The following is a 26,778-nucleotide window of genomic DNA, read 5'->3' on the forward strand; positions in this document are numbered from 1 at the left end:
CCATTTGATGACCGACCATATTCTGAACCGCGATGAAGCCCAGGCGGGCGGCATCGGCTTCTTCGAAAAATACCTCTCCATCTGGGTGGCGCTGTGCATCATCGCCGGCATCGCTCTTGGCAACCTCATGCCCGGCCTGTTCGGCTTCCTCGCCTCGCTCGAATACGCCTCGGTCAATCTGGTCGTTGCCGTGCTCATCTGGGCCATGGTTTTCCCGATGATGGTCAATGTCGACTTCGCGAGCCTCAGCCATATCGGCGACCGGCCCAAGGGCCTCGTCCTGACACTCGCCGTCAACTGGCTCATCAAGCCCTTCACCATGGCAGCCCTTGGCGTTCTGTTCTTCGAATATGTCTTCGCGTCATGGATCGAGCCTGCCGACGCCCAGCAATACATTGCCGGCCTCATCCTTCTGGGTGCTGCACCCTGCACGGCCATGGTTTTCGTGTGGAGCCAGCTCACCCGGGGCGACGCCACCTACACGCTCGTGCAGGTCTCGCTCAACGATGTGGTGATGATCTTCGCCTTCGCCCCCATCGTCGCGCTTCTGCTCGGCGTGACCGACATCGCCGTGCCGTGGGAGACGCTGCTTCTGGCCACCGGCCTCTATGTGGTCATCCCGCTCGTCGCCGGGTTCCTGACCCGCAAATGGCTGACCGGCCGCGCCTCGGGTGCGGAGGCGCAGAAGGCGGTTGCGGATTTCACTGCTTCGCTCAAACCCGTCTCCGTCATCGGGCTTCTGGTCACGGTGGTGCTTCTCTTCGGTTTCCAGGGGCATGTCATCGTCGAACGGCCGATCCTGATCGTGCTGATCGCGGTGCCGCTCCTGATCCAGTCCTACGGTATCTTCTTCCTGACTTATTTCGCGGCCCGCCTCTGGAAGGTGCCGTTCAATGTCGCTGCACCCTGCGCCCTGATCGGCACGTCGAACTTCTTCGAGCTTGCCGTCGCCGTCGCCATCAGCCTGTTCGGCTTGAATTCCGGCGCTGCCCTTGCCACGGTGGTCGGCGTTCTGGTCGAGGTCCCGGTGATGCTGTCGCTGGTAGCCTTCGCCAACCGCACCCGAGACTGGTTTCCCACGAGCTGAGCGAGACAATCATGACCGTCACCATCTATCACAACCCGAAATGCGGCACCTCGCGCAATGTGCTGGCCATGCTCCGCGAAGCCGGTGAAGAGCCGCAGGTGATCGAATATCTCAAGACCCCGCCCGGCCGCGAAAAACTGGTGTCGCTGATCGCCGCCATGGGCGTGTCGCCCCGCGCGATCCTGCGCCAGAAGGGCACGCCTTATGACGAGCTGGGCCTTGGCGAAGACAAATGGAGCGATGACGAGCTGATCGACTTCATGGTCGAGCACCCGATCCTGATGAACCGCCCCATCGTGGAGACACCGCTCGGCACGAAACTCTGCCGCCCGTCCGAGACCGTGCTGGAGCTCCTGCCGGAAGACGCGGTGAAAGCGTTCACCAAGGAAGACGGCGAAGTGGTGCGGTAGCACAGGCTGCGACGTGATCGCGCGTTGACTTCAGCTCCGGGCCGGTTGAGAGTTCCGGCCCGTGAGCACGGATCGCAAGACACCGCCGCCGGCCATCCCCGCGCGGATATGGAAGATCGCCGCCGTCACCGGCGTCGGCGCGTTCATGGCGATGCTCGATTCCACGGTCGTCAATCTCGCCCTCGAAACGATACGGGAAGATCTCACCACCACGCTGCCTTTGATCCAGTGGATTGCCACTGGGTATCTGGTCGCGCTGGCAATCTCCCTTCCTGCCGCCGCCTGGCTCGGAAACCGTTTCGGCTATGGCCGCCTGTGGGCGTTCGGCCTTGCGGGGTTTACGGGAGCATCGGTGCTCTGCGCCATCGCGCCCGGGCCGTGGTCGCTGATCGCGGCCCGCTTCCTTCAGGGGCTGGCCGGTGGACTCATGGTACCGGCGGGACAGGCGATCATCGGCGCGACCGCAGGTCCCAGGCAGCTTGGCCGCATCATAGGCGCGCTTGGGCTTGTCGTTGCACTGGGGCCGGCCGTCGGCCCGGCAATTGGCGGACTCCTGCTCGATCATGCTTCATGGCGCTGGCTGTTCTGGATCAACGTTCCGGTCGGCGTTGCGGCTCTTCTTCTCGCAAAGGGGCTTGTGCCAGCCGGCGACCGGGACGAGACGCGGCGTCTCGATATTGCGGGTCTGCTTCTGCTTGGTGCCGGGCTGCCGCTCTTCCTCTATGGCGCGACCGAATTCGGTGCCGAAGGCCTCACACGCACCAACCTAGTCTGTGTCATCGCCGGCCTCGTCCTCGTCGCCGGCTTCGTTGCAAACGCCACACGTGCGCAGCCACCCCTTATCGACCTCGCACTTCTGCGGAGACCGGTCTTTGCCACGGCCACGCTTACAACCGGCCTGACCGGTGCCAACATGTATGGCGGGCTCCTGCTCCTGCCGCTCTACCTTCAGGTGATCGCGGCCCGCGACACGGTGGAGACCGGATTTCTGCTTTTGGCCATGGGGCTCGGCAGCGCTCTGGCCCTGCCGGTCGGCGGCGCGCTGACAGACCGTTTCGGTGCCGGTCGGGTAACGCTCGTCGGCGCACTTGCGCTCCTCTTGAGCACCTTGCCCTTCCTTCTGCCCACGCCGCTCCCGGCCCTGTGGCTGGCACCGCTTCTCGTCGTCAGGGGCATCGGCATGGCGCTTGGCCAGATGCCGGCCATGACGGCTGCCTACGCCGCCGCGCATAAAGAGGAAATGGGCGATGCGGCAACGCTGGTGAACATCGTTCAGCGTGTCGGCGGCGCAATCGGTGCTGTCCTGATCGTCGTCCTTCTCGCCCATGCGGATGGTGCCGGGGGGTATTTCAATGCGTTCGTGACGCTCTCGATCATCTCGGCGCTCACCATGCTCCTCGCTTTGGTCATGATGCGCCTGACCGCGCGGGACCAGCACGAAGCCACTGCCGGATGAGCGTTCGAAGTGAGCGGAATTTATTTCACCACGCTGTACATTTGCCTCCGACACGCGTAGTAGGGCGCAAAAGCGTTGGCGAAATGGCCGCGCTGCGCGCCCTCCAGACCATCTGCCACAGACGATCTCACAAAGCGCGCTCATTTCCGAAAGAAGATGAATGACCGAGTTCGAAGGCATTGTGCCAGCGCTTGGCCGGGCGTTGGACAAGCGCGGCTATACCGAATTGACCCAGGTACAGAAGGCCGTTCTGGAGCTGGAACCCGCGGGCGCCGATGCGCTCGTTTCCGCGCAGACCGGTTCCGGCAAGACCGTTGCCTTCGGCATCGCGCTGGCGCCGAGCCTGCTTGATGGCGAGGAGCGTTTTGATCGTGCTGCCGCCCCGCTGGGCCTTGCTGTCGCACCGACGCGTGAACTGGCACTCCAGGTCAAGCGTGAGCTCGAATGGCTCTATGCCGAGACCGGCGCCGTGATCGCCTCCTGTGTCGGCGGCATGGACATCCGCACCGAGCGCCGCGCGCTTGAGCGCGGTGCGCATATCGTCGTCGGCACACCCGGCCGCCTGTGCGACCACATCCGCCGCAACGCGCTCGACATGTCGGACCTGCGCGCTGTCGTGCTGGACGAGGCCGACGAGATGCTCGATCTCGGTTTCCGCGAGGATCTGGAGTTCATTCTGGATGCCGCACCCGCCGAGCGCCGCACGCTGATGTTTTCGGCGACTGTCTCGCGCACCATCGCCAATCTGGCGAAGAATTATCAGCGCGATGCAGTCCGCATCACAACGGCTGCCGAGCAGAAGCAGCACGGCGATATCGAGTATCGCGGCTTCCTCGCCATTCCGCAGGAGCGCGAAAACGCCATCATCAACGTGCTGCGCTACCATGAGGCGCGCAATGCGCTGGTGTTCTGCAACACGCGCGCCACCGTCAACCATCTGACCGCGCGGTTCAACAATCGCGGCTTCTCGGTCGTAGCCCTTTCGGGCGAGCTCAGCCAGAGCGAGCGCACCCATGCGCTTCAGGCCATGCGCGACGGGCGCGCCCGTGTCTGCGTGGCGACCGATGTTGCAGCCCGCGGCATCGACCTGCCCAATCTTGAGCTCGTGGTTCATGCGGATCTGCCCACCAATGCCGAAACGCTTTTGCACCGCTCTGGCCGCACCGGGCGGGCAGGGCGCAAGGGTGTCAGCGCGCTCATCGTCGCGCCCAATGGCCGCCGCCGGGCCGAGCGCCTTCTGCGCGATGCCAAGGTGCGGCTTGAGTGGACCAGCCCGCCTTCCGCCGACGAGGTTCTTCAGCGTGATGACGAACGCCTGATGGCCGACCCGCATCTCGAAGATCCCATTCAGGAAAACGAGGCAGACTTCGTCAAAGCGCTTCTTGAGAAGCACGGGGCCGAGCAGATCGCGGCGGCCTTTGTCAGGCTTCACCGCGCAAAGCTCTCCGCGCCGGAGGATGTCACGGAAGTGACCATCCAGGATGGTGGCGGCATGCGCGAGGAACGCGCGCCGCGCCGTGAGGAATTCGACGAGAGCGTCTGGTTCTCCCTGTCGGTTGGCCGCAAGCAGAATGCCGAGCCGCGCTGGCTCATCCCGCTTCTGTGCCGTGCCGGCGATATCACCAAGCGCGAGATCGGCGCTATCAAGATGCAGCAGGACGAGACCTTCGTTCAGCTCGATGCCGCCTGTGTCGACCGCTTCCTTGCGGCCATCGGCCCGCAGGCCGTTCTGGAGCGCAGCATTCGCGTGGTCCAGCTGGAGGGCACGCCCGAATTCGCGTCGCGCAACAGCGGGCCAAAACCCTTCGCCGGCAAGCGCAGGCCGGCCGGCAAGCCGCACCGCAAGGGCGGCGACTGGCGCGACGATGCCAAGCCTTGGGCGAAGAAGGATGGCAAACCCGGCAAGCCGAAATTCGCCAAGCCCGCAGGCGGCAAGAAGAAGCCCGCCCGCAGGCCCAAGGACTAGTCGTTTCTGGGAGCTTGTCGCTCTCCCCTCGCATGCCCAAATCAGCCATCTGAAGCCGGTTGAATATGGGCATGAGGGACTGCGATGAGTGGACTTGAGGACAAGATTGTCGTGGTTACGGGTGCTGGTCGCGGGCTAGGTGCGGCCTTTGCCACGAGCCTCGCCATGGCCGGGTGCCGCTTAATCCTTTGCGGGAGACGCATGGGTGATCTCGAGACGGTTGGTCGCGCCGTGACCCGGCTGTCCGGGCATCACCCCGACCTCGTAACCCTCGACCTGGCGGACGCACCGAGCGTGCGGGATGCCGTAAAGCAGATTGAAGCGCGCCTGTCTCATGTCGACATCCTGATCAACAACGCGGCCATGTGGCTTGAAAGCAGCACGGAGCCTTATGAGGATAACGCCGTGCTACAGGTGATCAACTCTGCCATGGCCGGAACTTTCCTGTTCACCCAGGGCCTACGTTCCCTGATGGAAGCATCCGAAGCACCGGACGTTGTGACCATCGGTTCCATAAGCGGCCTCCCGAATGCGGCATTGCAGTCGGTCTCCGTGCCGTTCTACGCCGCCAAGCACGGTCAGACAGCGCTGGCCGAAGGCCTCCGGCAGACCTTCGCGGGCACGGACTTTCGCTCGATCCTCGTCAATCCCCCCTATCTCGATGATGTCCAGCCAGACCACCCCGACTGGAAGGCCGCCGGTCAAAGGCGGAAAGGGCAGAGGGGGACTGGCCGCGATGTGATTGAAGCCGTGATTTTTGCGCTCACCAGACCCAGGCATGTCTCCCTGACCATCGACATCGATGCCGACGAGGGCGGCCTGCACCCGCGCTGACCATTCGAATGCGCGAAGGGCTGTGCCGCACGTGTTGCGCCGCAGCATCATCCGGGTTAAACACCGCGCATCCGCTTAGGACCCGGTGAAACTCCGGGTGGCTCTGCCGGCCGCTGATCCGCCGGCGCAACCTCGATCGTTTCTGTCTTTCCCGGCCGCAGAAGCCTGTCGGCGGTTGGGAGGTCATGTCTCCTGAAGGTTCCATGTTCTCGCTTTCCCATTACCGTGACGAATGGTTCGGCAATATTCGCGCCGATCTCCTTTCCGGCCTCGTGGTCGCGCTTGCGCTCATCCCCGAAGCCATCGCCTTTTCCATCATTGCCGGTGTCGATCCCAAGGTCGGGCTCTACGCCTCCTTCTCCATCGCGGTCATCACCGCCATCGCCGGTGGCCGGCCGGGCATGATCTCGGCGGCGACAGCCGCCACCGCCGTGCTCATGGTCACACTGGTGAAGGAGCATGGGCTGCAATATCTGCTCGCCGCCACGGTGCTGGCCGGCCTGTTGCAGATCGGGGCAGGCCTCCTGAAGCTCGGCCATTTGATGCGTTTCGTATCGCGCTCGGTCATGACAGGCTTCGTTAACGCTCTGGCGATCCTGATCTTCATGGCGCAGCTGCCCGAGCTGATCGGCGTGCCGAACCTCACCTATGTGATGGTCGCCGCAGGCCTTGCCATCATCTATCTGTTTCCGCGTCTGACCAAGGCGATTCCGTCGCCGCTCATCTGCATCATCGTGCTCACCACGGTGTCCATCGCCTTCGGCCTCGATGTGCGCACGGTGGGCGACATGGGCGAGCTTCCCTCCACCTTCCCGGTCTTCCTCATTCCAGACATTCCGCTCAATCTGGAAACGCTCCAGATCATCCTGCCCTACTCGGCGGCGGTGGCAGCGGTTGGCCTTCTGGAATCGCTCATGACCGCCTCGCTGGTGGACGAGCTCACCGACACGCAGAGCAACAAGAACCAGGAATGCATCGGTCAGGGTCTTGCCAACACCGCCACCGGTTTTATCGGCGGCATGGCCGGCTGCGCCATGATCGGCCAGTCGATGATCAATGTGAAATCCGGCGGGCGCGGACGTCTTTCCTGCTTTGTCGCCGGTGTCTTTCTCCTGTTCATGATCGTGCTTCTGGGCGACTGGGTGCGGCAGATCCCGATGCCCGCACTTGTCGCCATCATGATCATGGTCTCGATCGGCACCTTCTCATGGTCGTCGATCAAGAACCTGCGCGAGCATCCGCTGTCGTCCTCCGTGGTCATGCTCGCCACGGTCGTCTGTGTGGTGGCCACCCACAATCTCGCCATCGGCGTGCTGGTCGGCGTGCTTCTCTCCGGCATCTTCTTCGCCGGCAAGATCGCGCAGATCTTCCGCGTCACCTCCACCCTGTCGGAAGACGGGCGCGAGCGCACCTATCGCGTCGAAGGTCAGCTTTTCTTCGCTTCGGTTGAGGATTTCAACGCCGCCTTCGATTTCAAGGAAGGGCTGGACAAGGTCACCATCGATGTTTCGCGCGCGCATATCTGGGACATTTCCAGTGTTGGCGCACTGGACATGATCGTGCTCAAGTTCCGCCGCGACGGTGCCGAGGTGGAAATCATCGGCATGAACGAGGCCAGCGAAACGATCGTCGACAAGCTTGGCATTCACGACAAGCCGGGCGCGCTTGAAAAGCTGATGGGCCACTAGATCGCCGTGCGTCCTTTCGGATGCACAAGGGACGATCTAGATTTTTAATTGAGCATCGGTATTCCCGAAAACCGGATTCCACTTTTCGGCCCGATGCTACAGGGGAAATAGATGTCAAAGATCACCGCATTCATCGACGGCTCCATCTATTCGCAGAGCGTGTGCGAACACGCGGCATGGATCGCCGGCAGGCTTGAAGCATCCGTGGAGCTTCTCCACGTCCTTGGTCGCCGTGAGACGGGCAGCGCCCCGTCCGATCTCTCCGGCAACATCGCGCTTGGCGCGCGGTCATCGCTTCTGAAGGAGCTATCCGAGCTTGACGAGCAACGCGCGCGCCTTGCCATGAAGCGCGGCCGTGCCATCCTCGAAGATGGCGAGGCTGCCGTGCGTGCCGCCGGTATCGAAAAGGTCTCTGGCCGCATTCGCCATGGCGATGTGGTGGAGACGGTGGCCGAAGTGGAGGAGGATTCCGACCTTCTGGTGATCGGCAAGCGCGGCGAGGCGGCGGATTTTGCAAAACTGCATCTCGGCTCAAACCTTGAGCGCGTGGTGCGGTCGAGCCACCGTCCCGTCTTCGTCGCAAATCGCGCCTTCAAGCCGATCGACAAAGTGCTCGTCGCCTATGATGGTGGAGCAAGCAGCATGAAGGCGGTGGATGCCATGGCGCGCTCGCCGCTTTTTGCCGGCCTCGCCGTCAAGCTTCTCACGGTGGGAAGCGACACCAGCGAGGCGCGCAACCGGCTCGCCGATGCCGAGGCCGTGTTGCGCGGTGGTGGCATCGAAGCGACAAGCGAAGTGCTGCCCGGCCAGCCCGAGACGGTCATCTCCGAGCGCGTCGAGAGCGAGAATTTCGGTCTGCTCGTCATGGGCGCCTATGGCCACTCGCGCATCCGCAGCCTGATCATCGGCTCCACGACGGAGGCGATGCTGCGCTCCTGCAAGATTCCGGTCATGCTGTTCCGCTAATCCTGCATGGTGGGGACGGTTGCTCTTTTCAGTCCCGCGCCCGCCATGCCATGAATGGCAGACCCGGATTGCAAGGAAAGAGCGAACCATGGCCGAAATCTTCGTCATCGCCCAGGGCGGCGGTCCCACCGCCGTCATCAACCAGACCGTTGCCGGTGCGACGCTGGAAGCCATGAAGCTCTATCCCGGCTGCCGGGTGCTCGGTGCGCTGCATGGCGTGCGGGGCATTCGCGATGGCCGCTTCGTCACCCTGTCCGATCTCTCCGAGACCGAGTTGCTGCGCATCGCCGCCACGCCGAGTGCGGCGCTCGGCTCCACCCGCGACAAGCCCGACGCGGCCTATTGCGAAGAGATTATGAAAGGTCTCAAGGACGTCGGCGCGGATGCCTTCATCAACATTGGTGGCAACGACACCTCCGGCACGCAGGCAATCCTGCGCGATGCTTCTGGCGGTGGCATGACCTTCATGCACGCGCCAAAGACCATCGACAACGACCTGATGGAAAACGACCACACACCGGGCTTCATCTCGGCGGGTGAAATGGTGGCCGGCGCTTTCCTGAGCGTCGATCTCGATTTCCGCGCTCTGCCCGGCGTCTATGTGGGCATCGTCATGGGCCGCCATGCGGGCTTTCTCACGGCCGCCGCTGCCGCCTGGGCGCTCGATGAAGAAAGCGGCCCGCACCTCGTCTATGTGCCCGAGCGCGCCTTCGAGCGTGGTCGCTTCATCGAGGATGTGAAGGCGACGGTCGCCCGCCACGGGCGCTGTGTCGTGGCCATGTCGGAGGGCGTGGCCGATGCCGACGGTCGCTCGCTCGTTGAAACGCTGGTGCCAGCCGAGATGCAGGAGCGTGATGCCCACGGCAATCTCAAGCTCTCCGGTAGCGATCTTGGCCAAGCCATCGAGCGCATTCTGGCCGAAGATCTCGCCGGCCAGCGCGCCCGCGTCGACACGTTCGGTTATCTGCCGCGCGGCAACATCGCCACCACCAGCGAGATCGACGCGCGCGAGGCGTTCGATGCCGGTGCCTTCGCGATCCGTTCGGTGGAAAAAGGCGACGGATCCGTCGCGCTTCAGTTCGATGGCGAAAAGACGGTGTGCCGTCTGGTCGATCTCGACGCCGTAGCCGGCAAGACCCGCCACATGCCCGAGACCTATCTCAGGCCGGATGAAAACCGTCTGTCAGACGAGGGCCTCGCCTATCTCCACCGCCTCCTGCCGCGCCGCTACGATCCGGCGACGCCTTTTGTATGAAGCCTGCCGGCGTGTGACTAGCTGTTGCGCATCGTGTAGCGCAGGAGCACGATCCCGTCGTTGAAAGTGCGGCATTCGGCGAGTTCCAGCATGGTGGCGGTCCCTTCAGGGAAGAGCCGCTTGCCACGGCCGAGCACGGTCGGATAGACCATCAACCGGAATTCGTCGATCAGCCCGTGCGGCATCAGCGTATGCGCCACCGAGCCGCTGCCGAAGATCAGGATGTCGCCTCCCGGGGTTTCCTTGAGCGCGCGCACCGCTTCCACCAGATCGCCGCGGAGCAGCGACGTGTTGTTCCATTGCGGGTCTTCGATCGTCGTTGATGCGAGATATTTCGGCAGCGCATTCATCCGGCGCGCATAACCCGCCTCGTCATCGACCCTGGGCCAGACAGCAGCAAAACCGTCATAGGTTTTTCGGCCATAGATCATGGCGTCGCAGCCCATCAGTTCCTCATGCTTGAAGGCGTCTCCGTCCGGGCCACGGCTGAACGGCCCGGTCCAGTCTCCAAGGCCGGAACCTTCCATGCCGACGGGGTCTTCGATAACCCCGTCGAGCGACATGTACTGTGTGACAATGATCTTTCTGGACATGGATATCTCCCAGGGCGGCCTGCCGCCGACTTGCGTGAAACTGAACATCAGCGGGAACGCTGTGTCTGCAAGACGAACGTACGGGGTGATATCCGACACGGTGCAGCGGAGTACGCGCATCGTGGTGCAAACGAGATGATTTAAAACACCATGCGGGCCATCCCGGACCTCCAGGCTGAAGTCCGGAAGGCGCAACCTGTGCTAGCGCTTACGCACGAATTCCGTGCGCAGCACAAGACCCTTGATGCCTTCGTGACGGCAATCGATCTCTTCCCTGTTGTCCGTCAGGCGGATGGTCTTGATCACGGTGCCGCGTTTCAGCGTCTGACCGGCGCCCTTCACTTTCAGGTCCTTGATCAGCGTTACGGAATCGCCATCCGCCAGCGGATTGCCTTCAGCGTCGACGACCGCGCCTCGCTGCGCCTCAAGCGCTTTCATTTCCGAGGCTGGCATCCATTCGCCGGTTACCTCGTCATACACATACTCGTCGTCACTGTCGGTCATATCGCGTCTTCTTTGCTCCGGGCAAAGAGCCCGCCGCTTTCTCAAACAGGTGTCATGGTTGCTCGGACTATTTCCGAACGAACGTGCCGTCCTTCAACTGGTCGAAATACTCCACACGAACGTCTTTCGCCAGCGCGCCATCAACGGAGAACTGGACCGACGAGATCGAGCCCGACATGGCGTTCTCGTTCAGCGGATAGAAGACAAACTCATCGCCCGACCAGTGTTGCAGCGGGAAGCTGCTCGATGTGCCTTCAACCTTCATCACGAGCCCGCCGTCCGCTTCTTCGACAACGAGGTTGCCGAAATAATCATTGGCGAAAGTGCCGGTGTAGCTGGCAAGCGTGCGTGCGGGCTTCGCGTCTGCGGGCGCTTCCTTTCCGGCATATTCGCCAAACGGCGCCAGCATCGGCGCAAAGGCGACGGGATACATGGCCAGCCAGTCGCGCTGGATTTCACCGTATTGCACAAGATCCATGAAGCTCATGGAGATACCTTCGGCGAGGCCGATCGGTTGCGCATTGGTCAGGACAACAATGCCGATATCAGCCGACGGGATCATGATGAAGTTGGTGGCTGCTCCCAGGGCGAACGCGCCCGAGTGGCTGATCATCACGCGGCCCGCAGGCGAGACGCCTACGCCAAAGCCGTATCCGTAGAAGCTGGCGCGAGCGGCGGGTGTTTCGGGCCTGCCGGACACCGACTGTGGGCTGAGTGCCGGCATGAGCGCAGCAGCATCGACGATCCGGCGCCCATCGTATTCACCGTTGCCAAGCACCATACGGAGCCAGGTCGCCATGTCGTTCACGCTGGCGCTCACCCCGCCGGCGGGCGATTGTGCGTCGGGATCGCGCTGGTAGAGCACCTCCCAGTGATTACCATTGCGCATGTGGCCGAAAGCGCGGTTATCCCGCGCCAGAAAGTCACTCAGCCGCGAGGATGTACTGTTCATGCCGAGCGGCCTGTAGATTGCGTCTTCGCTGAGCGTGGCCCAGTCCTTGCCGGCAACGCTCGCCACTGCCTCGGCGGCGGCCGTAAGGCCAAAATTCGTATAAGCATACTGGAGCCGGAACGCGCCAAGCTTCAGGTATCGGAGCTGCTCCAGAATCACCTTTTGCGGGTAGCCCAGATCCTCAAGATCGTCGCCCGCGTGGTCGGGCAGGCCCGATCGATGCGCATAAAGGTCGCCAATGGTCAGGAGCGCCGTGCTTTGGGGATTGGAAAGTTTGAACCAGGGCAGGATGTCGGTCATCGGCGTGTCCCAGCCAACTGTGCCTTGACTGACTTGCTGGGCAACCACGGTCGCACCCACCGGTTTGGAAAGCGAGGCGAGCTGGAATGCCGTGTCGGTGTCGACCACTGCTTCCTCGCCGGCCTTGCGCACGCCATAGCCTCTGGCAAACAGAACTTCGTCCTTGCGAACCACCGCGACCGCCAGACCCGGAACGCCATGTTCCTTCATCGACTTCTCGATAATGCCGTCGAGCGCTTCAACGGCTTTGCCGATCTGCCCCTCCGGAATGGCTACCCCCGCAGTCTGTGCGGGTGGCGGCAGGTCATTGGCCAGAGCGGCTGCCGTTGCGGCAGTCAGAGCCAGCGCGGCGGCGGCTGCAAGAATGCGGGGCGCCATGTTTAAACCTCCAGTATGAACCGATTGCACCGACCGTTCTGGAAGGAAGTCTTTAACGAAAGTAAAACGCCAGCTCAGCAGAAGAGATGCCGCTCCCTGTCCACCAGTTCACCGATGAAGGCTGACGTCACCTGAATGCGGCGCGTCGGGCGCATGGATTCGTGATAGACCGTCCAGTAGCTGCGACGGATCGGTTCGACCCAGTCGAGTGCGATCAGCTCTTCATCCCCGCGCGCGATGAAGGTGTGCAATATGCCGATGCCGGCACCGGAGCGCACCGCTTCCACCTGGCCCATCGCTGAGGAAACGGCAAAGTCGGCAGTCCAGTTTTCCGAGATTTCAGCGGCGTAATCTAGCGTCGGGCTGAACACGAGATCGGGCACGTAGCCGACAAGCCTGTGACGGCCGAGGTCGGCAGCGCGCTTCGGAAGATCGTGCTTCCTGGCATAGGCACGGGAAGCATAGAGCCCGAGCGTGTAATCCACCAGCTTGGCGGCCACAAGCCGACCTTCCGTCGGGCGGTCCACCGTTACGGCGATGTCGGCCTCACGGCGCGATAGCGAGAGCGAACGGGGAACGGGCACAAGCTGTACGGAAAGTCCCGGGTGCCGCTCGGTCAGGGCGCCGAGCCGCGAAGCGAGGAAAGCCACGCCGAAACCGTCCGGCGCGCCGATCCGCACCGTGCCGGTCACATCCTCGCTTTCGCCGGCGATTTCGGCCCGCGCGGCGATCATGTCGGCTTCCATGCGCTCGGCGGTTGCCAGCAACTGCTCGCCCGCGGCCGTGAGTTCGGTTCCGGTCGTCAACCGGTGAAAGAGCTTTGCCCCTATGGACTCCTCCAGTGCAGCCACCCGGCGTGAGACCGTCGCATGGTTGAGCCCGAGCCGCTTCGCCGCGCCAAGAATCTGCCCGGCCCGCGCGACGGCCAGAAAAACGCGCACATCGTCCCAATTCAATCGGCTCTCCCATGCTCGATATTTTTCGCACGCGACATTTTATTTCGACTTTATTTTTTGCACAACGGTTGCTGTGCGTGTCACGTTGCAAATCCGGGAGGGAGTGGAGAGAATGACGCCAACTTCAAAATCAGGGAGAAGTCTTATGGAGGATTTCGGTCACTTCATCGGCGGCAGGCATGTTGCCGGAACGAGCGGGCGCAGCCAGGACGTCATGCAGCCCATGGATGGCACGGTGCGCTGCAAGGTTGCCCTTGCCAGCGCCGCCGAAGTGCGCGCTGCGGTCGAGAATGCGAAGGCCGCACAGCCCGGATGGGCGAAGACCAATCCACAGCGCCGCGTGCGCGTGCTCATGAAGTTCCTTGAACTCGTGCACCGCGACTATGACGAGCTTGCCGAGCTTCTCGCCCGCGAACACGGCAAGACCATTCCGGATGCCAGGGGCGATATTCAGCGCGGACTCGAAGTGGTCGAGGTGTGCATCGGTGCGCCGCACATGATGAAGGGCGAATACACCGAGGGCGCGGGCCCGGGCATCGACGTCTATTCCATGCGCCAGCCGCTCGGCGTGGTGGCGGGCATCACGCCCTTCAACTTCCCGGCCATGATTCCGCTCTGGAAAATCGCGCCGGCCATCGCCTGCGGCAACACCTATGTGCTGAAGCCTTCCGAGCGCGATCCGGGCGTGCCGATGCGCATTGCCGAACTCTTCCTTGAGGCGGGTTTGCCCGAGGGGGTTCTCAATGTCGTCAACGGCGACAAGGAAGCGGTTGATGCCATCCTCGACGATCCGGACATCAAGGCTGTCGGCTTCGTGGGCTCCACGCCGATCGCGCAATACATCTACAGCCGCGCCACCGCCAATGGAAAGCGCGCGCAGTGCTTTGGCGGTGCGAAGAACCATCTCATCATCATGCCGGATGCCGACATGGATCAGACGGTGGATGCATTGATCGGTGCCGGTTACGGCTCCGCCGGCGAGCGGTGCATGGCCGTTTCGGTGGCCGTACCCGTGGGCCAGGAGACGGCCGACAGGCTGGTTGAGAAGCTCATCCCGCGTGTCGAGAGCCTCAAGGTCGGCCCCTCGACCGATGGTTCGGCGGATTTCGGGCCCCTCGTCACCCAGCAGGCGCTGGAGCGCGTGAAGGGCTATGTCGACCTTGGCGTGAAGGAAGGCGCGAAACTTGTCGTCGATGGCCGCGATTTCAAAATGCAGGGCTATGAGAACGGCTACTATATGGGCGGCTGTCTGTTCGACAACGTCACGAAAGACATGCGCATCTACAAGGAAGAAATCTTCGGCCCGGTGCTCTCGGTTGTGCGTGCCAACACCTATGAGGAAGCCCTGGCGCTGCCCAATGATCATGAATTCGGCAATGGCGTTGCCATCTTCACCCGTGACGGTGACGCGGCGCGTGATTTCGCTGCCCGCGTGGATGTCGGCATGGTGGGTGTGAATGTCCCCATTCCAGTGCCGATCGCGTATTATACTTTCGGAGGGTGGAAGGCGTCCGCTTTCGGCGATCTGAACCAGCACGGACCGGATGCATTCCGCTTCTACACCAAGACCAAGACGGTCACCTCACGCTGGCCTTCAGGTGTGAAGGATGGTGCGGAATTCGTCATTCCGACAATGAATTAGGCGGATTTCCGCCTGTTTTCTCCAGTGTTTCGCCAGGCCCGCATCGACACTCGATGCGGGCTTTTTGCTTTTCGGTCTCCGTAGCGCTGTTTTGTTCTTTTTTGTCTAAAACTTGCAATATTGGTGCGCCTTTACCGTAAATTCCGAGGGAATCTGCGCGATACGCTCAAATTTTTCCTGTCAATGCAATGACATTGCATTGGTCCAGTGCTAGCTTCCCGCGTCAACAAGAGCCGGAGAAACCGGCCTTCGGTCTGGAGCCGGTCGTGGGAAGTTTGCCGTTGCAATCGGGCGTCATTCCTCTACGACTATCAAGGGGAAAGAATAAGAAATGCGCCTGAATGGCGACATTTCAGGGGAGTTGCATATCACATGGAATATTTCGTCCAGCAGCTTATCAACGGGCTGACGCTGGGTTCCATCTATGGGCTGATCGCCATTGGCTACACCATGGTCTATGGCATCATCGGAATGATCAATTTCGCGCATGGCGACGTCTTCATGATCGGTGCGTTCATCGCTCTGGCGATGTTCCTCATCCTGACGACCGTGCTCGGCTTTGCATTTCTGCCCGTGGTGTTGCTCATCGTGCTCATCGTGGCCATGATCTTCACGTCCGCCTGGGGGTGGACGGTCGAGCGGCTCGCTTACCGACCCCTGCGTGGGTCCTTCCGCCTCGCTCCGTTGATCACCGCAATCGGCATGTCGATCGTTCTGCAGAACTTCGTGCAGATCACGCAGGGCGCACGCGTCAAGCCGCTGCCGCCGCAGATCCAGGGTGGCATCACGCTGATGGAAGGCAGTGCGACCGGCATTTCGGTTCAGCTTTCCTACATGCAGATCATCATCATCCTGACGACCATCGCGCTGATGGCGGGATTCACGCTGCTGATCACCCGCACGCCGCTCGGTCGCGCACAGCGCGCCTGCGAACAGGACCGAAAGATGGCGGCGCTGCTCGGCATCAATGTCGACCGCACCATTTCGCTGACCTTCGTCATGGGGGCCGCGCTGGCCGCCGTGGCCGGCCTGATGTTTGTGCTGCTCTATGGCGTGATCGACTTCTACATCGGCTTCCTGGCCGGGGTTAAGGCGTTCACCGCGGCCGTTCTGGGTGGTATCGGCTCCCTCCCCGGCGCCATGCTGGGTGGTCTTCTGATCGGCCTTATCGAGGTGTTCTGGTCGGGTTATTTCTCGGTCGAATACAAAGACGTCGCGGCGTTCTCGATCCTGGCAATCGTGTTGATCTTCCTGCCGTCCGGCCTTCTGGGGCAGCCTGAAGTGGAGAAGGTCTGATGGCGACGAACGGTTCTAACAGGGCGGTCGCTGCGCCGCAGAACGATCCCAATTCCTTTGCCGCTTCGGTCAAGGATGCCGCCACTGCCGGCTTTCTGGTCGCCGTTCTCGGCTTCTTCTTCATCGGCATCCGCACGGACATCGCGCCCGGCGGACTTGATCTCAAGATGCGCTGGGGCGCATGGATCGTCTCGATCCTCGTCGTCTTTGTGGGCCGGCTCCTCCTCAATCTCTTCGTGCTCAAGACCGACAGTCCAATCACGCGGAAGATTGCCGGCGCGATGCCGAGCGGCTCGCGCTTTGCCGGAACGGGCAAATGGCTCATGCGGGCGCTCTTTGCCTTTGCGCTCGTGCTGCCCTTCTTCTTCACCACCTTCTTTCCCGGCAAGGACCGCCAGTTTATCGACCTGGCCATCCTGATCATGACCTACATCATGCTCGGCTGGGGCCTGAACATTGTGGTGGGGCTCGCAGGCCTGCTCGATCTGGGATACGTCGCCTTCTATGCGGTTGGCGCCTATTCCTTCGCGCTGCTCGCGCAGTATCTCGATATGGGTTTCTGGTTCGCGCTGCCGCTGGCGGGCATTCTCGCAGCGTGCTGGGGCATCGTGCTTGGCTTCCCGGTGCTACGCCTGCGTGGTGACTATCTGGCGATCGTCACGCTCGCCTTCGGTGAGATCATTCGCGTCGTTCTCCTGAACTGGTACGAGTTCACCAATGGGCCGGACGGCATCTCGGGCATTCCCAAGCCCACATTCTTCGGTCTGGAACTGAAACGTGGCGAAGGCGGTTTTGCCGATTTCTTCGGCATTGCTTATGACCCGATCCAGCGCTTCATCTTCCTCTACTACATCATCTTCATTCTGGCGCTGATCACCAATTTCGTGACCATGCGTCTGCGCCGCCTGCCCATCGGGCGTGCCTGGGAGGCGCTGCGTGAGGATGAAATCGCGTGCCGTTCGCTCGGCATCAACACACGCAACACCAAGCTGACGGCCTTCTCCATCGGCGCCATGTTCGGCGGCTTTGCAGGCTCCTTCTTTGCCACGCGGCAGGGCTTCATCTCGCCGGAGAGCTTCACCTTCCTGGAATCGGCGATCATTCTCGCCATCGTGGTTCTGGGCGGTCTCGGCTCGCAGGTGGGCGTGGTGATCGCGTCGATCGTGATGATCGGCGGCATCGAGATGCTGCGCAATCTCGGCTTCCTCCAGCAGGTCTTCGGCTCAGGCTTCGATCCGGTGCAGTACCGCATGCTGATCTTCGGCCTCGCCATGGTGCTCATCATGGTGTGGAAGCCGCGCGGCCTGATTTCGACCCGCGAACCTTCCGTGGTTCTGAAGGAAAAGAAACGTATCGGCGCCGATATGGTGGCTCAGGGTGAGGGACACTGATGGACGCGGCAACGACCATGAAAAACTCTGATCAGTCGACGCCCGGCTGGGATCGCGATCCGGTCCTGAGCGTCGAGCATCTGACCATGCGCTTCGGCGGCCTCGTGGCCGTCGGAGACCTCTCCTTCAATGTCGGCCGGGGCGACATCACCGCCCTGATCGGCCCCAACGGTGCGGGTAAGACCACGGTCTTCAACTGCGTTACCGGCTTCTACAAACCCACCGAGGGGCGCATCGTGATGCGCCACGGGCCGGGCCGGCAGCAGGATGATGTGGAAACGCTGACCGATAGCGGCCAGCGCTGGAAGACCACCGGAAACGGTGCGGTCTATCTTCTCGAGCGCATGCCGGATCACGAGATCTCGCACAAGGCCAAGGTGGCGCGCACCTTCCAGAACATCCGCCTGTTCGGCGGTATGACGGTTCTGGAAAACCTGCTTGTCGCCCAGCACAACCCGCTGATGGTTGCTTCCGGCTTCTCGATCGGGGGGATTCTGGGCCTTCCGAGCTACAAGAAGGCGCAAAAGGAGGCTGTCGACAGGGCTGTCTACTGGCTGGAGCGCACGCATCTCATCGATCGCGCCGACGATCCGGCGGCCGATCTGCCCTATGGAGCGCAGCGTCGTCTGGAGATCGCGCGCGCCATGTGCACGAAGCCGCAGCTTCTGTGCCTCGATGAGCCGGCCGCCGGCCTCAACCCGCGCGAATCCGCCGAGCTCAACGAGTTGCTGAAATATATCCGCGACGAGCACGATGTGTCGGTGCTGCTGATCGAGCATGACATGGGCGTAGTGATGGAAATCTCCGACCATGTGATCGTGCTCGATTACGGTGTGAAGATCTCCGACGGGCCGGCGGATTTCGTCAAGAACGATCCCAAGGTCATCGCCGCCTATCTGGGTGTCGACGACGAGGCCGAGATCGATATGCCCGAAGTGCGCGAGGACATCGAAAAGGTTGCAGGCGACGGGCCCGCAAAGAAAAAGCCGACTGCTAAATCAAAGGCGGCCCCCGCCGCGAAGAAGACGGCAGCAAAGGCAAAACCCTCGTCAAAGGCCTCGACTGCGAAGACATCGACAGCCAGATCCACGGCAACAAAGGCGTCCTCTGCAAAGGCTTCGAGTGCTGCATCCACCGCAGCGAAGCCGAAAACTGCCGCCAGGACCGCTGCGAAGCCGAAACCCGCTCCAGCCGCCAGCGAGGTGAAGATCGCCAATGCCGGGGATTATCCCGGCAGCCAGCCGCACGGCACCAAAAAGCCGCGCGCGGGCGGTGCAAACAACCTCACCCGCGTCAAGGGAATCGGCCCCGCCAGCGAAAAGAAGCTGAATGCGCTCGGCGTCTGGCATTTCGACCAGATCGCCGCGTGGAAAAAGGCCGAGGTTCAATGGGTCGGTTCCTATCTCGCCTTCCCCGGTCGCATCGAGCGTGAAGAGTGGGTCAAGCAGGCCAGAGTTCTCGCCAAGGGCGGCGAAACCGAGTTCTCCAAACGCGTTGACAAGGGCGAGGTGGCCAGCAGCGTGCCCGGCAAGCGGGGCGCACAGCCCAAAAAGAAGACCACCGGTAAGGGAGGCAAGGCATGAGCGCTCAGAACGAACCCTTGCTCTCGGTGCGCGGCGTCGAGACCTATTACGGCAACATCGTCGCCCTGCGTGGTGTTGATATGGATGTCCATCGCGGCGAAATCGTTACCATGATCGGCGCCAATGGTGCCGGCAAGTCGACGCTGATGATGACCATCTGCGGCGATCCCCGCGCCCGCAACGGCCAGATCGTCTATGACGGCGTCGACATTACCATGATGCCGACGCACGACATTGTCAGTCTCGGCATCGCCCAGTCGCCGGAAGGGCGCCGCATCTTCCCGCGCATGACGGTGATGGAGAACCTGCAAATGGGCGCAGCTCTCGTCGATCCGAAGTATTTCGACGAGGACATCGCCAAGGTCTTCAAGCTGTTCCCGCGCCTCAAGGAACGCATCAGCCAGCGCGGCGGCACGCTGTCGGGTGGTGAGCAGCAGATGCTTGCCATCGCGCGAGCGCTGATGAGCCGGCCCAAGCTTCTGCTACTGGACGAACCGTCGCTCGGCCTTGCACCGCTGATCGTGAAGCAGATCTTCGATGCCATCCGCGAATTGAACGAGAAGGAGGGGCTGACGGTCTTCCTGGTCGAGCAGAATGCCTTCCACGCGCTGAAGCTTGCTCATCGCGGCTATGTCATGGTCAACGGCAATGTGACCATGAGCGGCACCGGCGCGGAGCTTCTCAAGAAGGAAGAAGTGCGCGCGGCGTATCTCGAAGGCGGGAGGCACTGATGGAACACGCAAATGGACCGATCTGGGAAGTCACTTTCTGGGAGTTCTTCTTCGTCACAATCCTTCTTGCAGGCGGTGCCGCCTACCTTACGGGCCGCGCCATGGCGCGCACCTGGCAGGCCGATGCTCAGCTTGCCTTCTACATCGTGCTTCTGGCGGCAGCGACGCGCTTCATCCATTTCGCGCTGTTCAGCGGCACGCTGCTCTCGCTTCACTACTACATCGTCGACCTGATCGTGTTGCTGATTATCGCTTTTGTCGGCAAGCGTATTACGCGCGCCGGGCAGATGGCGACACAGTATAGCTTCCAGTATCGGCGCAGTGGACCACTGGGCTGGCAACGTTCAGGCTAAACGGATTCATGATTAACCGGTATGAAGCCTTTATTTCTTGTTTGAATTGGGGTTTCATGCCGTTTAAGCGGGCCGCTGCGGTCCGCAAAGGCCAAACCGGAAAGCCAAACACCATTTCCGGAGAGCCAAGGGAACTTCTGGTGTTTTAAAGGGAGAAGTCATGAAAAAGGCACTTATGGCTGGCGCAGCACTCAGCCTGATGATGACCGGTTCCGCCTGGGCGGACATCACGATTGCAGTTGCTGGCCCCATGACGGGTCAATATGCTTCCTTCGGTGAGCAGATGAAAGCCGGTGCCGAGCAGGCCGTGGCTGACATCAACGAGGCAGGTGGCGTCAACGGCGAAATGCTGAAGCTGGAAGTGGGCGATGACGCCTGCGATCCCAAGCAGGCTGTCGCTGTTGCCAACCAGTTCGCAGGCTCCGGCGTTTCCTTCGTTGCAGGTCACTTCTGCTCGGGTTCGTCCATCCCGGCATCGTCGGTCTACGCCGAGGAAGGCATCATCCAGATCTCGCCGGCTTCCACGAACCCGGCTTTCACCGACAACCGCCCCGGCCCCGGCGTCTATCGCGTCTGCGGCCGTGACGATCAGCAGGGCGATGTCGCCGGCAAGTTCCTCGTCGAGAATTTCGGCGACAAGAAAGTGGCCTTCGTTCACGACAAGACCGCTTATGGCAAAGGCCTTGCCGATGCGACGATGGCTGCCTACGAAGCTGCCGGGGGCACCCCGGCTCTCTACGAAGCCTACACCGCCGGTGAGAAGGACTACACCGCGCTCGTCTCCAAGCTGAAGCAGGAAGGTATTGGCGTTCTCTATGTCGGCGGCTACCACACGGAAGCTGGCCTCATGGCACGTCAGATGCGCGAGCAGGGCATGGACACGGTGCTTGTCTCGGGTGACGCCCTCGTCACCGACGAGTATTGGGCCATCACCGGCGATGCCGGCGAGGGCACGCTGATGACCTTCTCGCCCGATCCGCGCAAGAACGAGATCGCAAAGCCAGTCGTCGACAAGCTGCTCGCTGCCGGCAAGACGGCTGAAGGCTACGCACTCTACACCTATGCCGCCATCCAGGCTTGGAAGGATGCCGTCGAGGCAGCCGGTTCCACCGATTACGATCCGGTCGTTACCGCACTCAATGACGGCAATTTCTCGACCGTTCTTGGCGACCTGTCCTTCGACGACAAGGGCGACGTGACGCTGCCCGGCTATGTCTTCTACGAGTGGAAAGACGGCAAATACGATTACCTCGAGCAGTAAGCCACTGCTCGGTGTGGGGTCTGCGGCCCGGCAGCGATGCCGGGCCGTTTTCTTTTGGCGAAGCGCATGTCACAGACGTTTATGCCCCCTTCACCCACGCCCTCGTGATCCTTGGACCTGATCCAAGGGTCCATGCCAGAACATCAGCATAAACCGCAACTTCTGAAGAACACCCGTCTCTGTCGTGCCTGCCTCCTGACACCTGCCGGCCGGCATGAATCCTGTGGTCAAGCCATCAGACAACAAAGCAGGGCTTTGCATCGAGCTGCGCAGGCGCGTCAACCAGTAGAGCAAAGGGGGAGCACGGCATTCCCCCTCGCGAACTCAGCGGAGGAGCAATCAGCCCACGAAGGCGCGTTCGACGACGAAATCCGCCGGCTCAGCGTTGGAACCTTCCTCGAGACCCGCTTTCTCGACCAGTGCCTTCACATCCTTGAGCATGGCCATGGAGCCGCAGATCATGACGCGGTCGTTCTCGCGGTCGAAGGGCTCGGTGCCGAGCGCCTTGAACAACTCTCCATTCTCGATCAGCGTCGTGATGCGCCCCATGACGGGCGAGGTCTCGCGCGTGGTGGAGGTGAAATGGGTCAGGCGCCCCTGGACCAGCTCACCAATCAGCGGATCGTCTTTAAGAGCAGTCACCAGTTCCTTGCCGTATTCAAGCTCGGCCACGTCGCGGCAGGTGTGGGTGAGGATAATGTTGCCGAACTTCTCATAGGTCTCCGGATCGCGGATCAGGCTCGCGAAGGGCGCGATGCCCGTGCCGGTGGAGATCATGTAGAGGTTTTTCGCCGGCGTCAGCGCATCATTGACCAGCGTGCCCGTGGACTTCTGGCGCATCAGCACCGTGTCGCCCGGCTGGATCTTCTGCAAGTGCTGGGTCAGCGGGCCATCCGGCACCTTGATGGAGAAAAACTCCACTTCCTCGTCCCAGGCGGGGCTGGCGATGGAATAGGCGCGAAACACCGGCTTTTCCGCATTGGGCAGGCCGATCATCACGAACTCGCCGGAGCGAAAACGGAAGCTTTGCGGCCGCGTGATGCGGAAGGCAAAGAGATTGTCCGTGTAATGTTTTACCGATGTCACGCGCTCGGCAAAGCAGCCGGCGGGAATCGGGAATTCAGGGGTCTTTTCGGCGTCGTTCTCGCGGAGCGCAGCGCTGTCCATGAATACTATCCTCGTTCGGTCGGAAGTCTCTATGCCTGTTTCCGGTCCGGATGCAAACCCAAATCGCGGTATCAATGGCTGCTCTTGCCTGTCAAATTTATTAGTATACAAATGAATTTGACGCAAGTTTCGTACGTTCGACACCTATTTCAATTCGTCGGGTCAACAAAGGTTTCACATTCCGGATTTCACCCATGAATGAGAAAAAAGGCATCAATTCGGGTTCTGTCGTCGTCGGCATCGATGTGGGCGGCACCTTCACCGACCTGATCCTGATCGATTCCCGCGAAGGATCTGATATGGGTCCGCGAGTGCGGGTCGCCAAGACCCCAACCACCATCGAAAACCAGGCTTTTGGCGTGGTCAACGCGATACGCGAGACCGGGGTTCCGGCCTCCGAAATCGGCCTGATCGTGCATGGCACCACCACCACGACCAATGCGGTTCTGGAGCGGCAGCTTGCCAGAACCGGCATGATCACCACCGCCGGCTTCCGCGACATCATCGAGCTTGGCCGCCGCACACGGCCACAGGCCTATGGCATGACAGGAACCTTCACTCCGGTGGTGCCGCGCAATCTGCGGCTCGAAGTGGATGAGCGCATGGACGCCGCCGGAAACGTGATCACACCGCTCGATGAGGATGGCGTGCGCGCGGCGGTAAAGGCGCTGCTCGATCAGGGCTGCGTTTCACTGGTGATCCATTTTCTCCATGCCTATGCCAACCCGGCGCACGAAAAGCGCGCTGCCGAAATCGCCGCCGAACTCTGGCCCAACAATTACATCACCACTGGACATGCGCTGCTTTCCGAAGCGCGCGAGTTCGAGCGCGGCGTAACGGCTGCGGTCAACGCCTCGGTGCAGCCGATCCTGGAGCGCTACATCGCCCGGCTTTCGAACGAGTTGCAAGGCCTCGGCTATGCGCGCGACTTTCTGGTGATGAACGGAAATGGCGGCATGATCTCCGCTGCCCACGTGGCCCGTGAGGCCGCCAAGACGGTGATGTCCGGCCCGGCCTCGGGCGTGATGGCCGCCGCCTTTACCGCGCGGCGGGCGGGCGTCGACAATCTCATCACCTACGATATGGGCGGCACATCCACCGATGTGGCGCTTGTGCGCGGGGCGCGGCCTGCGGTCTCCAACGAGATCGAGGTGGAGTATGCGATGCCGATCCACGTGCCCATGGTGGACGTGCACACTGTGGGTGCCGGCGGCGGATCGATTGCACGCGTCAACGATGCGGGTCTTCTGGAAGTGGGGCCCCAGAGCGCGGGCGCAAAGCCCGGCCCGATCTGCTATGGCCGCGGCGGCATGGAGCCGACCATCTCCGACGCCAATCTTCTTCTGGGCAGATTGAACTCGAAAAAACTTCTCTCCGTCGACAATCCGGTTTCCGTTTCCGATGTGGAGGCGATTTTTGCAGACAGGCTTGGAAGCCGTCTCGGACTTTCCGGCGTGGAAGCGGCGGGTGCTGTGCTGCAGATCGCCAATATCAAAATGGCGGGCGCGATCCGCATGGTTTCGCTCGGCAAGGGGCACGATCCGCGCGATTTTGCGCTGTTTGCCTTTGGCGGCGCGGGACCGCTACACGCGGCGGCCCTTGCCCGCGAGTTGGGCATTCCGCGCGTGATGGTGCCGGCGCGTCCTGGCATCACCAACGCGCTTGGCTGCGTGGTGGCAGACCTCCGGCACGATTTCGTGCGCACGGTGAACCGCCCCGTGGCGAGCCTCGACGTGGCGCTCGTCAAAAGCGTGCTCGAAGAGCAGCGCGCCGAGGGCGCGGCGCTGATCGCGGAAGAGACCGTCCAGCCGGAACGCATTGAGTTGGTGCACACGGCGGACATGCAGTTTGTCGGCCAGACGCATCTCATCAACGTGCCGCTGCCCGGCCCCGAGGTCGATCGCGATACGCTGCAGGCGCTCTTCGAAGAGGCTTATTTCAAGCGCTTCAAGGTGCGGCTGCCGGAGATCCGCGCCAATCTCGTCAATCTCAACACCTCGGTGATCGGCGTGCGCGCGGATATCGATCTTGCCAGCCTGATCGACCCGGCGGGACGTGTGGCAACGCTGGCCAAAGCGCTGAACGAGCGCCGGCAGGTCTGGTTTGCGGGTGCCTGGCACGACACGCCGGTTTACGCCCGCGAAAAGCTGCCGCTCGATGCGGTGATCGAGGGGCCGGCGATCCTCGAACAGCTCGACACGACAACGGTGATCGAACCCGGCGACCGGGCGGCATCCGATGCCGATGGAAACATCATCATCACGGTGGGAGCGGGCCGATGAACAACACCTCTTCTCTCGATCCCATCACGCTTTCCGTCATTCAGGCGGCGCTCCAGCAGGTGTGCGACGAGATGGACCTGACCTTCTCGCGCGCCGCCTTCTCGCCCGTCATCGCGGAAGCCAACGACCGTTCGGACGGCATCTACGCCGCCGAGGATGGCGCGCTGATCGCGCAGGGCTCGGCCGGTCTGCCGGTCTTTGTCGGCGTGATGCAGTATTCCACGCGCACGCTCATCGAGCGCATCGCGGGCGGCGAGACGGCTGCACCCGAGCCCGGCGACATCTACATCGTCAACGACCCTTATCTGGGCGGCACGCATCTCATGGATGTGCGCTTTGCTATGCCGGTCTGGCGCGATGGGAAGATCTTCTGCTGGCTTTCCAACACCGGCCATTGGCCCGATATTGGTGGCGCGGTTCCAGGCGGCTTTTCCGCCTCCGCCACGGCGGTGGAACAGGAAGGGCTGCGCCTGCCGCCAGTGAAGCTTTTTAAAAAGGGCGAACTGGATCCTGAAATCTACGCCATCATCTGCTCCAATATCCGCGTTGCCGACCAGCGCATCGGCGATATCCGTGCGCAGGGCGCGGCTTTGGAAGTGGGTGCGGAGCGGCTGGCGCAGGTGCTCGACCGCTATGGCGACGAGACGGTGCGCCACGCCATTGCCGAACTGCGCACCCGCGCGGCGACACAAATGCGCACGCTGATCGCGCCGATCCCCGACGGGGTCTATCGCGGCGAGGCTTTCGTGGATTCCGACGGCGTGGTGGACGAACCGCTGACCATCGCGCTCGCCATCGAAAAGAAGGGCGACACGCTGACCTTCGATTTCGAAGGATCGAGCCCGCCCTGCATGGGGCCGATGAACAGCGTGCTCGCCACAACGCTCTCCTCCGTCTATCTGGCCATGCGCCACATCTTTCCCGAAGTGCCGCTGAGCGCGGGCGCGTTCGAGCCGCTGATCATCAAGAAGCCGGAAGGCACGTTTCTCGACGCGCGCTATCCGCGCCCGGTTTCAGGCTGCGCGGCAGAGGTCTCGCAGCGCATTGCGGAGGCCGTGTTCGCGGCCATGGTGAAGGCGCTTCCGGAAAAGGTGACGGCGGCCCCTGCCGGCTCCAGCGGCAATTTCGCGCTTGGCGGGCATGACCCGGCGCGGGGCCGCGATTTCGTGATGTACCAGATTTCCGGCGGCGGCTATGGCGGCAATGCCGACCATGACGGGCTGACCAATGGCTGCTCGACCATCGGCATTTCCAAATCCCCTCCGGTGGAGGTGATGGAACAGGCCTTCCCCGTGCTCTACCGGCGCTATGCGCTGCGCGAAGGCTCCGGCGGGGCCGGCGAGCACCGCGGCGGGTTCGGCCTTTCCTATGAGGTGGAGCTTCTGCGCGGCGATGCCCGCGCCTCCTTCGTCATGGATCACGGTCGCACCGGCCCGCAGGGCGTGCTCGGCGGCAGGGACGGCAGGGTGAACGAGGTGACGGTGTGGCGCGATGGCAAAGCGCATGTGCCGCCGCATCTTTCCAAGGAACAGGATATTCCGCTGAAAGCCGGTGACCGGGTTTGTGTCGGAACACCGGGCGGCGGCGGCTATGGCGATCCGCTGAAGCGTGCGCCGGAAAAGGTTTTGCGCGATGTGGCGCTGGGGTATTACACGGCGGACGAGGCCGAAGCGCTGTTTGGCGTGGTGCTCGGCGCGGATGGTCAGGCCAAGCGTGGCGGCTGAGAG

Annotated in this window: 22 protein-coding genes and 1 other annotated feature; of the genes, 17 read left to right on the plus strand and 5 right to left on the minus strand. The window is 62.1% G+C overall.

The genetic code is table 11. The features are described from left to right. Window positions 1-7 precede the first annotated feature (7 nt). The 8 genes from arsB (at window position 8) to BLW55_RS09530 (ending at window position 9,662) form a co-directional block, all read left to right on the plus strand. Entirely contained in the window at window positions 8-1,087 is a 1,080-nt protein-coding gene (gene arsB, locus BLW55_RS09495) for an ACR3 family arsenite efflux transporter (protein WP_090328537.1), read from the plus strand. An 11-nt stretch (window positions 1,088-1,098) separates the two neighbouring features. Beyond that, window positions 1,099-1,497, plus strand: coding sequence for an arsenate reductase (glutaredoxin) (arsC, locus tag BLW55_RS09500; protein ID WP_025029529.1), 399 nt, complete (start codon window positions 1,099-1,101; stop codon window positions 1,495-1,497). A gap of 61 nt (window positions 1,498-1,558) precedes the next feature. Continuing rightward, entirely contained in the window at window positions 1,559-2,953 is a 1,395-nt protein-coding gene (locus BLW55_RS09505) for a DHA2 family efflux MFS transporter permease subunit (protein WP_090328539.1), read from the plus strand. Between the two features lie 160 nt (window positions 2,954-3,113). Then, window positions 3,114-4,919, plus strand: a complete 1,806-nt coding sequence (locus tag BLW55_RS09510) for a DEAD/DEAH box helicase (RefSeq protein ID WP_090328541.1) — start codon at window positions 3,114-3,116, stop codon at window positions 4,917-4,919. A gap of 84 nt (window positions 4,920-5,003) precedes the next feature. Beyond that, window positions 5,004-5,753, plus strand: coding sequence for an SDR family oxidoreductase (locus BLW55_RS09515; protein WP_090328543.1), 750 nt, complete (start codon window positions 5,004-5,006; stop codon window positions 5,751-5,753). A gap of 75 nt (window positions 5,754-5,828) precedes the next feature. Next, window positions 5,829-5,884: a sequence feature (sul1 is cis-regulatory element that is thought to sense ions involved in sulfur or methionine metabolism; They are found in Alphaproteobacteria), on the plus strand. A gap of 72 nt (window positions 5,885-5,956) precedes the next feature. Then, a complete protein-coding gene (locus BLW55_RS09520) occupies window positions 5,957-7,441 on the plus strand; it encodes a SulP family inorganic anion transporter (RefSeq protein WP_090328545.1) in 1,485 nt (494 codons plus the stop codon). Between the two features lie 111 nt (window positions 7,442-7,552). After that, entirely contained in the window at window positions 7,553-8,407 is an 855-nt protein-coding gene (locus tag BLW55_RS09525) for a universal stress protein (RefSeq protein ID WP_090328547.1), read from the plus strand. Window positions 8,408-8,495: 88 nt separating this feature from the next. After that, window positions 8,496-9,662, plus strand: a complete 1,167-nt coding sequence (locus tag BLW55_RS09530) for a diphosphate--fructose-6-phosphate 1-phosphotransferase (protein ID WP_090328549.1) — start codon at window positions 8,496-8,498, stop codon at window positions 9,660-9,662. A 17-nt stretch (window positions 9,663-9,679) separates the two neighbouring features. Here BLW55_RS09530 and BLW55_RS09535 read toward each other — a convergent pair whose 3' ends face one another. The 4 genes from BLW55_RS09535 to BLW55_RS09550 all read right to left on the minus strand — a co-directional run bounded on the left by BLW55_RS09535 (window position 9,680) and on the right by BLW55_RS09550 (window position 13,345). Continuing rightward, the gene (locus BLW55_RS09535) at window positions 9,680-10,255 is read right to left on the minus strand and encodes a dihydrofolate reductase family protein (RefSeq protein WP_090329942.1); all 576 of its coding nucleotides are present in this window, start codon (window positions 10,253-10,255) and stop codon (window positions 9,680-9,682) included. 201 nt (window positions 10,256-10,456) lie between these two features. After that, window positions 10,457-10,759 carry an alkylphosphonate utilization protein gene (locus tag BLW55_RS09540; RefSeq protein ID WP_025029535.1) on the minus strand — a complete coding sequence of 101 codons (303 nt, stop codon included), beginning with the start codon at window positions 10,757-10,759 and terminating at the stop codon, window positions 10,457-10,459. Window positions 10,760-10,826: 67 nt separating this feature from the next. Continuing rightward, on the minus strand, window positions 10,827-12,389 hold the full coding sequence (locus tag BLW55_RS09545) for a serine hydrolase (protein ID WP_090328551.1): 1,563 nt from the start codon (window positions 12,387-12,389) through the stop codon (window positions 10,827-10,829). Between the two features lie 74 nt (window positions 12,390-12,463). Further along, complete coding sequence (locus tag BLW55_RS09550) at window positions 12,464-13,345, minus strand: LysR family transcriptional regulator (RefSeq protein ID WP_025029537.1); 882 nt, start codon at window positions 13,343-13,345, stop codon at window positions 12,464-12,466. Between the two features lie 145 nt (window positions 13,346-13,490). Here BLW55_RS09550 and BLW55_RS09555 point away from each other — a divergent pair, with 145 nt between their 5' ends. From BLW55_RS09555 to BLW55_RS09585, 7 genes are all read left to right on the plus strand, one after another. Next, window positions 13,491-14,987, plus strand: a complete 1,497-nt coding sequence (locus tag BLW55_RS09555; protein WP_090328553.1) for a CoA-acylating methylmalonate-semialdehyde dehydrogenase — start codon at window positions 13,491-13,493, stop codon at window positions 14,985-14,987. Window positions 14,988-15,359: 372 nt separating this feature from the next. After that, complete coding sequence (locus BLW55_RS09560) at window positions 15,360-16,283, plus strand: ABC transporter permease subunit (RefSeq protein WP_025029539.1); 924 nt, start codon at window positions 15,360-15,362, stop codon at window positions 16,281-16,283. Continuing rightward, complete coding sequence (gene livM, locus BLW55_RS09565; RefSeq protein ID WP_007010287.1) at window positions 16,283-17,674, plus strand: high-affinity branched-chain amino acid ABC transporter permease LivM; 1,392 nt, start codon at window positions 16,283-16,285, stop codon at window positions 17,672-17,674. Before BLW55_RS09560 ends, livM begins: the two co-directional genes overlap by 1 nt. Further along, window positions 17,674-19,257: an ATP-binding cassette domain-containing protein gene (locus tag BLW55_RS09570; protein ID WP_090328555.1), complete on the plus strand. Its 1,584-nt coding sequence runs from the start codon at window positions 17,674-17,676 to the stop codon at window positions 19,255-19,257. The genes livM and BLW55_RS09570 overlap by 1 nt, the downstream gene beginning before the upstream one ends. Next, window positions 19,254-19,988, plus strand: coding sequence for an ABC transporter ATP-binding protein (locus BLW55_RS09575; protein ID WP_090328557.1), 735 nt, complete (start codon window positions 19,254-19,256; stop codon window positions 19,986-19,988). Before BLW55_RS09570 ends, BLW55_RS09575 begins: the two co-directional genes overlap by 4 nt. After that, on the plus strand, window positions 19,988-20,341 hold the full coding sequence (locus tag BLW55_RS09580; protein WP_007010284.1) for a DUF6867 family protein: 354 nt from the start codon (window positions 19,988-19,990) through the stop codon (window positions 20,339-20,341). The genes BLW55_RS09575 and BLW55_RS09580 overlap by 1 nt, the downstream gene beginning before the upstream one ends. Before the next feature lie 160 nt (window positions 20,342-20,501). After that, complete coding sequence (locus BLW55_RS09585; protein ID WP_007010283.1) at window positions 20,502-21,602, plus strand: branched-chain amino acid ABC transporter substrate-binding protein; 1,101 nt, start codon at window positions 20,502-20,504, stop codon at window positions 21,600-21,602. 339 nt (window positions 21,603-21,941) lie between these two features. On the opposite strand, the gene BLW55_RS09590 is transcribed toward BLW55_RS09585, so the two are convergent. Continuing rightward, window positions 21,942-22,769 (minus strand): ferredoxin--NADP reductase, encoded by an 828-nt coding sequence (locus BLW55_RS09590; RefSeq protein WP_007010282.1) that lies wholly within the window; start codon window positions 22,767-22,769, stop codon window positions 21,942-21,944. Window positions 22,770-22,963: 194 nt separating this feature from the next. Here BLW55_RS09590 and BLW55_RS09595 point away from each other — a divergent pair, with 194 nt between their 5' ends. Together BLW55_RS09595 and BLW55_RS09600 are read left to right on the plus strand one after the other, a co-directional pair. Further along, a complete protein-coding gene (locus BLW55_RS09595; protein ID WP_090328559.1) occupies window positions 22,964-25,051 on the plus strand; it encodes a hydantoinase/oxoprolinase family protein in 2,088 nt (695 codons plus the stop codon). Next, window positions 25,048-26,775 (plus strand): hydantoinase B/oxoprolinase family protein, encoded by a 1,728-nt coding sequence (locus BLW55_RS09600; protein WP_090328560.1) that lies wholly within the window; start codon window positions 25,048-25,050, stop codon window positions 26,773-26,775. The genes BLW55_RS09595 and BLW55_RS09600 overlap by 4 nt, the downstream gene beginning before the upstream one ends. The last annotated feature ends 3 nt before the right edge of the window (window positions 26,776-26,778 follow it).

This window comes from Nitratireductor aquibiodomus (assembly GCF_900105565.1).
GTDB classification, from domain to species: Bacteria; Pseudomonadota; Alphaproteobacteria; order Rhizobiales; family Rhizobiaceae; genus Nitratireductor; species Nitratireductor aquibiodomus.

Coding starts and splice junctions, on each gene's coding strand:
- BLW55_RS09585 (WP_007010283.1), top strand. CDS start 20,502: ATGAAAAAGGCACTTATGGCTGGCGCAGCACTCAGCCTGATGATGACC.
- BLW55_RS09520 (WP_090328545.1), top strand. CDS start 5,957: ATGTTCTCGCTTTCCCATTACCGTGACGAATGGTTCGGCAATATTCGC.
- BLW55_RS09600 (WP_090328560.1), top strand. CDS start 25,048: ATGAACAACACCTCTTCTCTCGATCCCATCACGCTTTCCGTCATTCAG.
- BLW55_RS09560 (WP_025029539.1), top strand. CDS start 15,360: ATGGAATATTTCGTCCAGCAGCTTATCAACGGGCTGACGCTGGGTTCC.
- BLW55_RS09510 (WP_090328541.1), top strand. CDS start 3,114: ATGACCGAGTTCGAAGGCATTGTGCCAGCGCTTGGCCGGGCGTTGGAC.
- BLW55_RS09575 (WP_090328557.1), top strand. CDS start 19,254: ATGAGCGCTCAGAACGAACCCTTGCTCTCGGTGCGCGGCGTCGAGACC.
- arsC (WP_025029529.1), top strand. CDS start 1,099: ATGACCGTCACCATCTATCACAACCCGAAATGCGGCACCTCGCGCAAT.
- BLW55_RS09555 (WP_090328553.1), top strand. CDS start 13,491: ATGGAGGATTTCGGTCACTTCATCGGCGGCAGGCATGTTGCCGGAACG.
- BLW55_RS09545 (WP_090328551.1), bottom strand. CDS start 12,389: ATGGCGCCCCGCATTCTTGCAGCCGCCGCCGCGCTGGCTCTGACTGCC.
- arsB (WP_090328537.1), top strand. CDS start 8: ATGACCGACCATATTCTGAACCGCGATGAAGCCCAGGCGGGCGGCATC.
- BLW55_RS09595 (WP_090328559.1), top strand. CDS start 22,964: ATGAATGAGAAAAAAGGCATCAATTCGGGTTCTGTCGTCGTCGGCATC.
- livM (WP_007010287.1), top strand. CDS start 16,283: ATGGCGACGAACGGTTCTAACAGGGCGGTCGCTGCGCCGCAGAACGAT.
- BLW55_RS09515 (WP_090328543.1), top strand. CDS start 5,004: ATGAGTGGACTTGAGGACAAGATTGTCGTGGTTACGGGTGCTGGTCGC.
- BLW55_RS09525 (WP_090328547.1), top strand. CDS start 7,553: ATGTCAAAGATCACCGCATTCATCGACGGCTCCATCTATTCGCAGAGC.
- BLW55_RS09570 (WP_090328555.1), top strand. CDS start 17,674: ATGGACGCGGCAACGACCATGAAAAACTCTGATCAGTCGACGCCCGGC.
- BLW55_RS09590 (WP_007010282.1), bottom strand. CDS start 22,769: ATGGACAGCGCTGCGCTCCGCGAGAACGACGCCGAAAAGACCCCTGAA.
- BLW55_RS09580 (WP_007010284.1), top strand. CDS start 19,988: ATGGAACACGCAAATGGACCGATCTGGGAAGTCACTTTCTGGGAGTTC.
- BLW55_RS09535 (WP_090329942.1), bottom strand. CDS start 10,255: ATGTCCAGAAAGATCATTGTCACACAGTACATGTCGCTCGACGGGGTT.
- BLW55_RS09540 (WP_025029535.1), bottom strand. CDS start 10,759: ATGACCGACAGTGACGACGAGTATGTGTATGACGAGGTAACCGGCGAA.
- BLW55_RS09530 (WP_090328549.1), top strand. CDS start 8,496: ATGGCCGAAATCTTCGTCATCGCCCAGGGCGGCGGTCCCACCGCCGTC.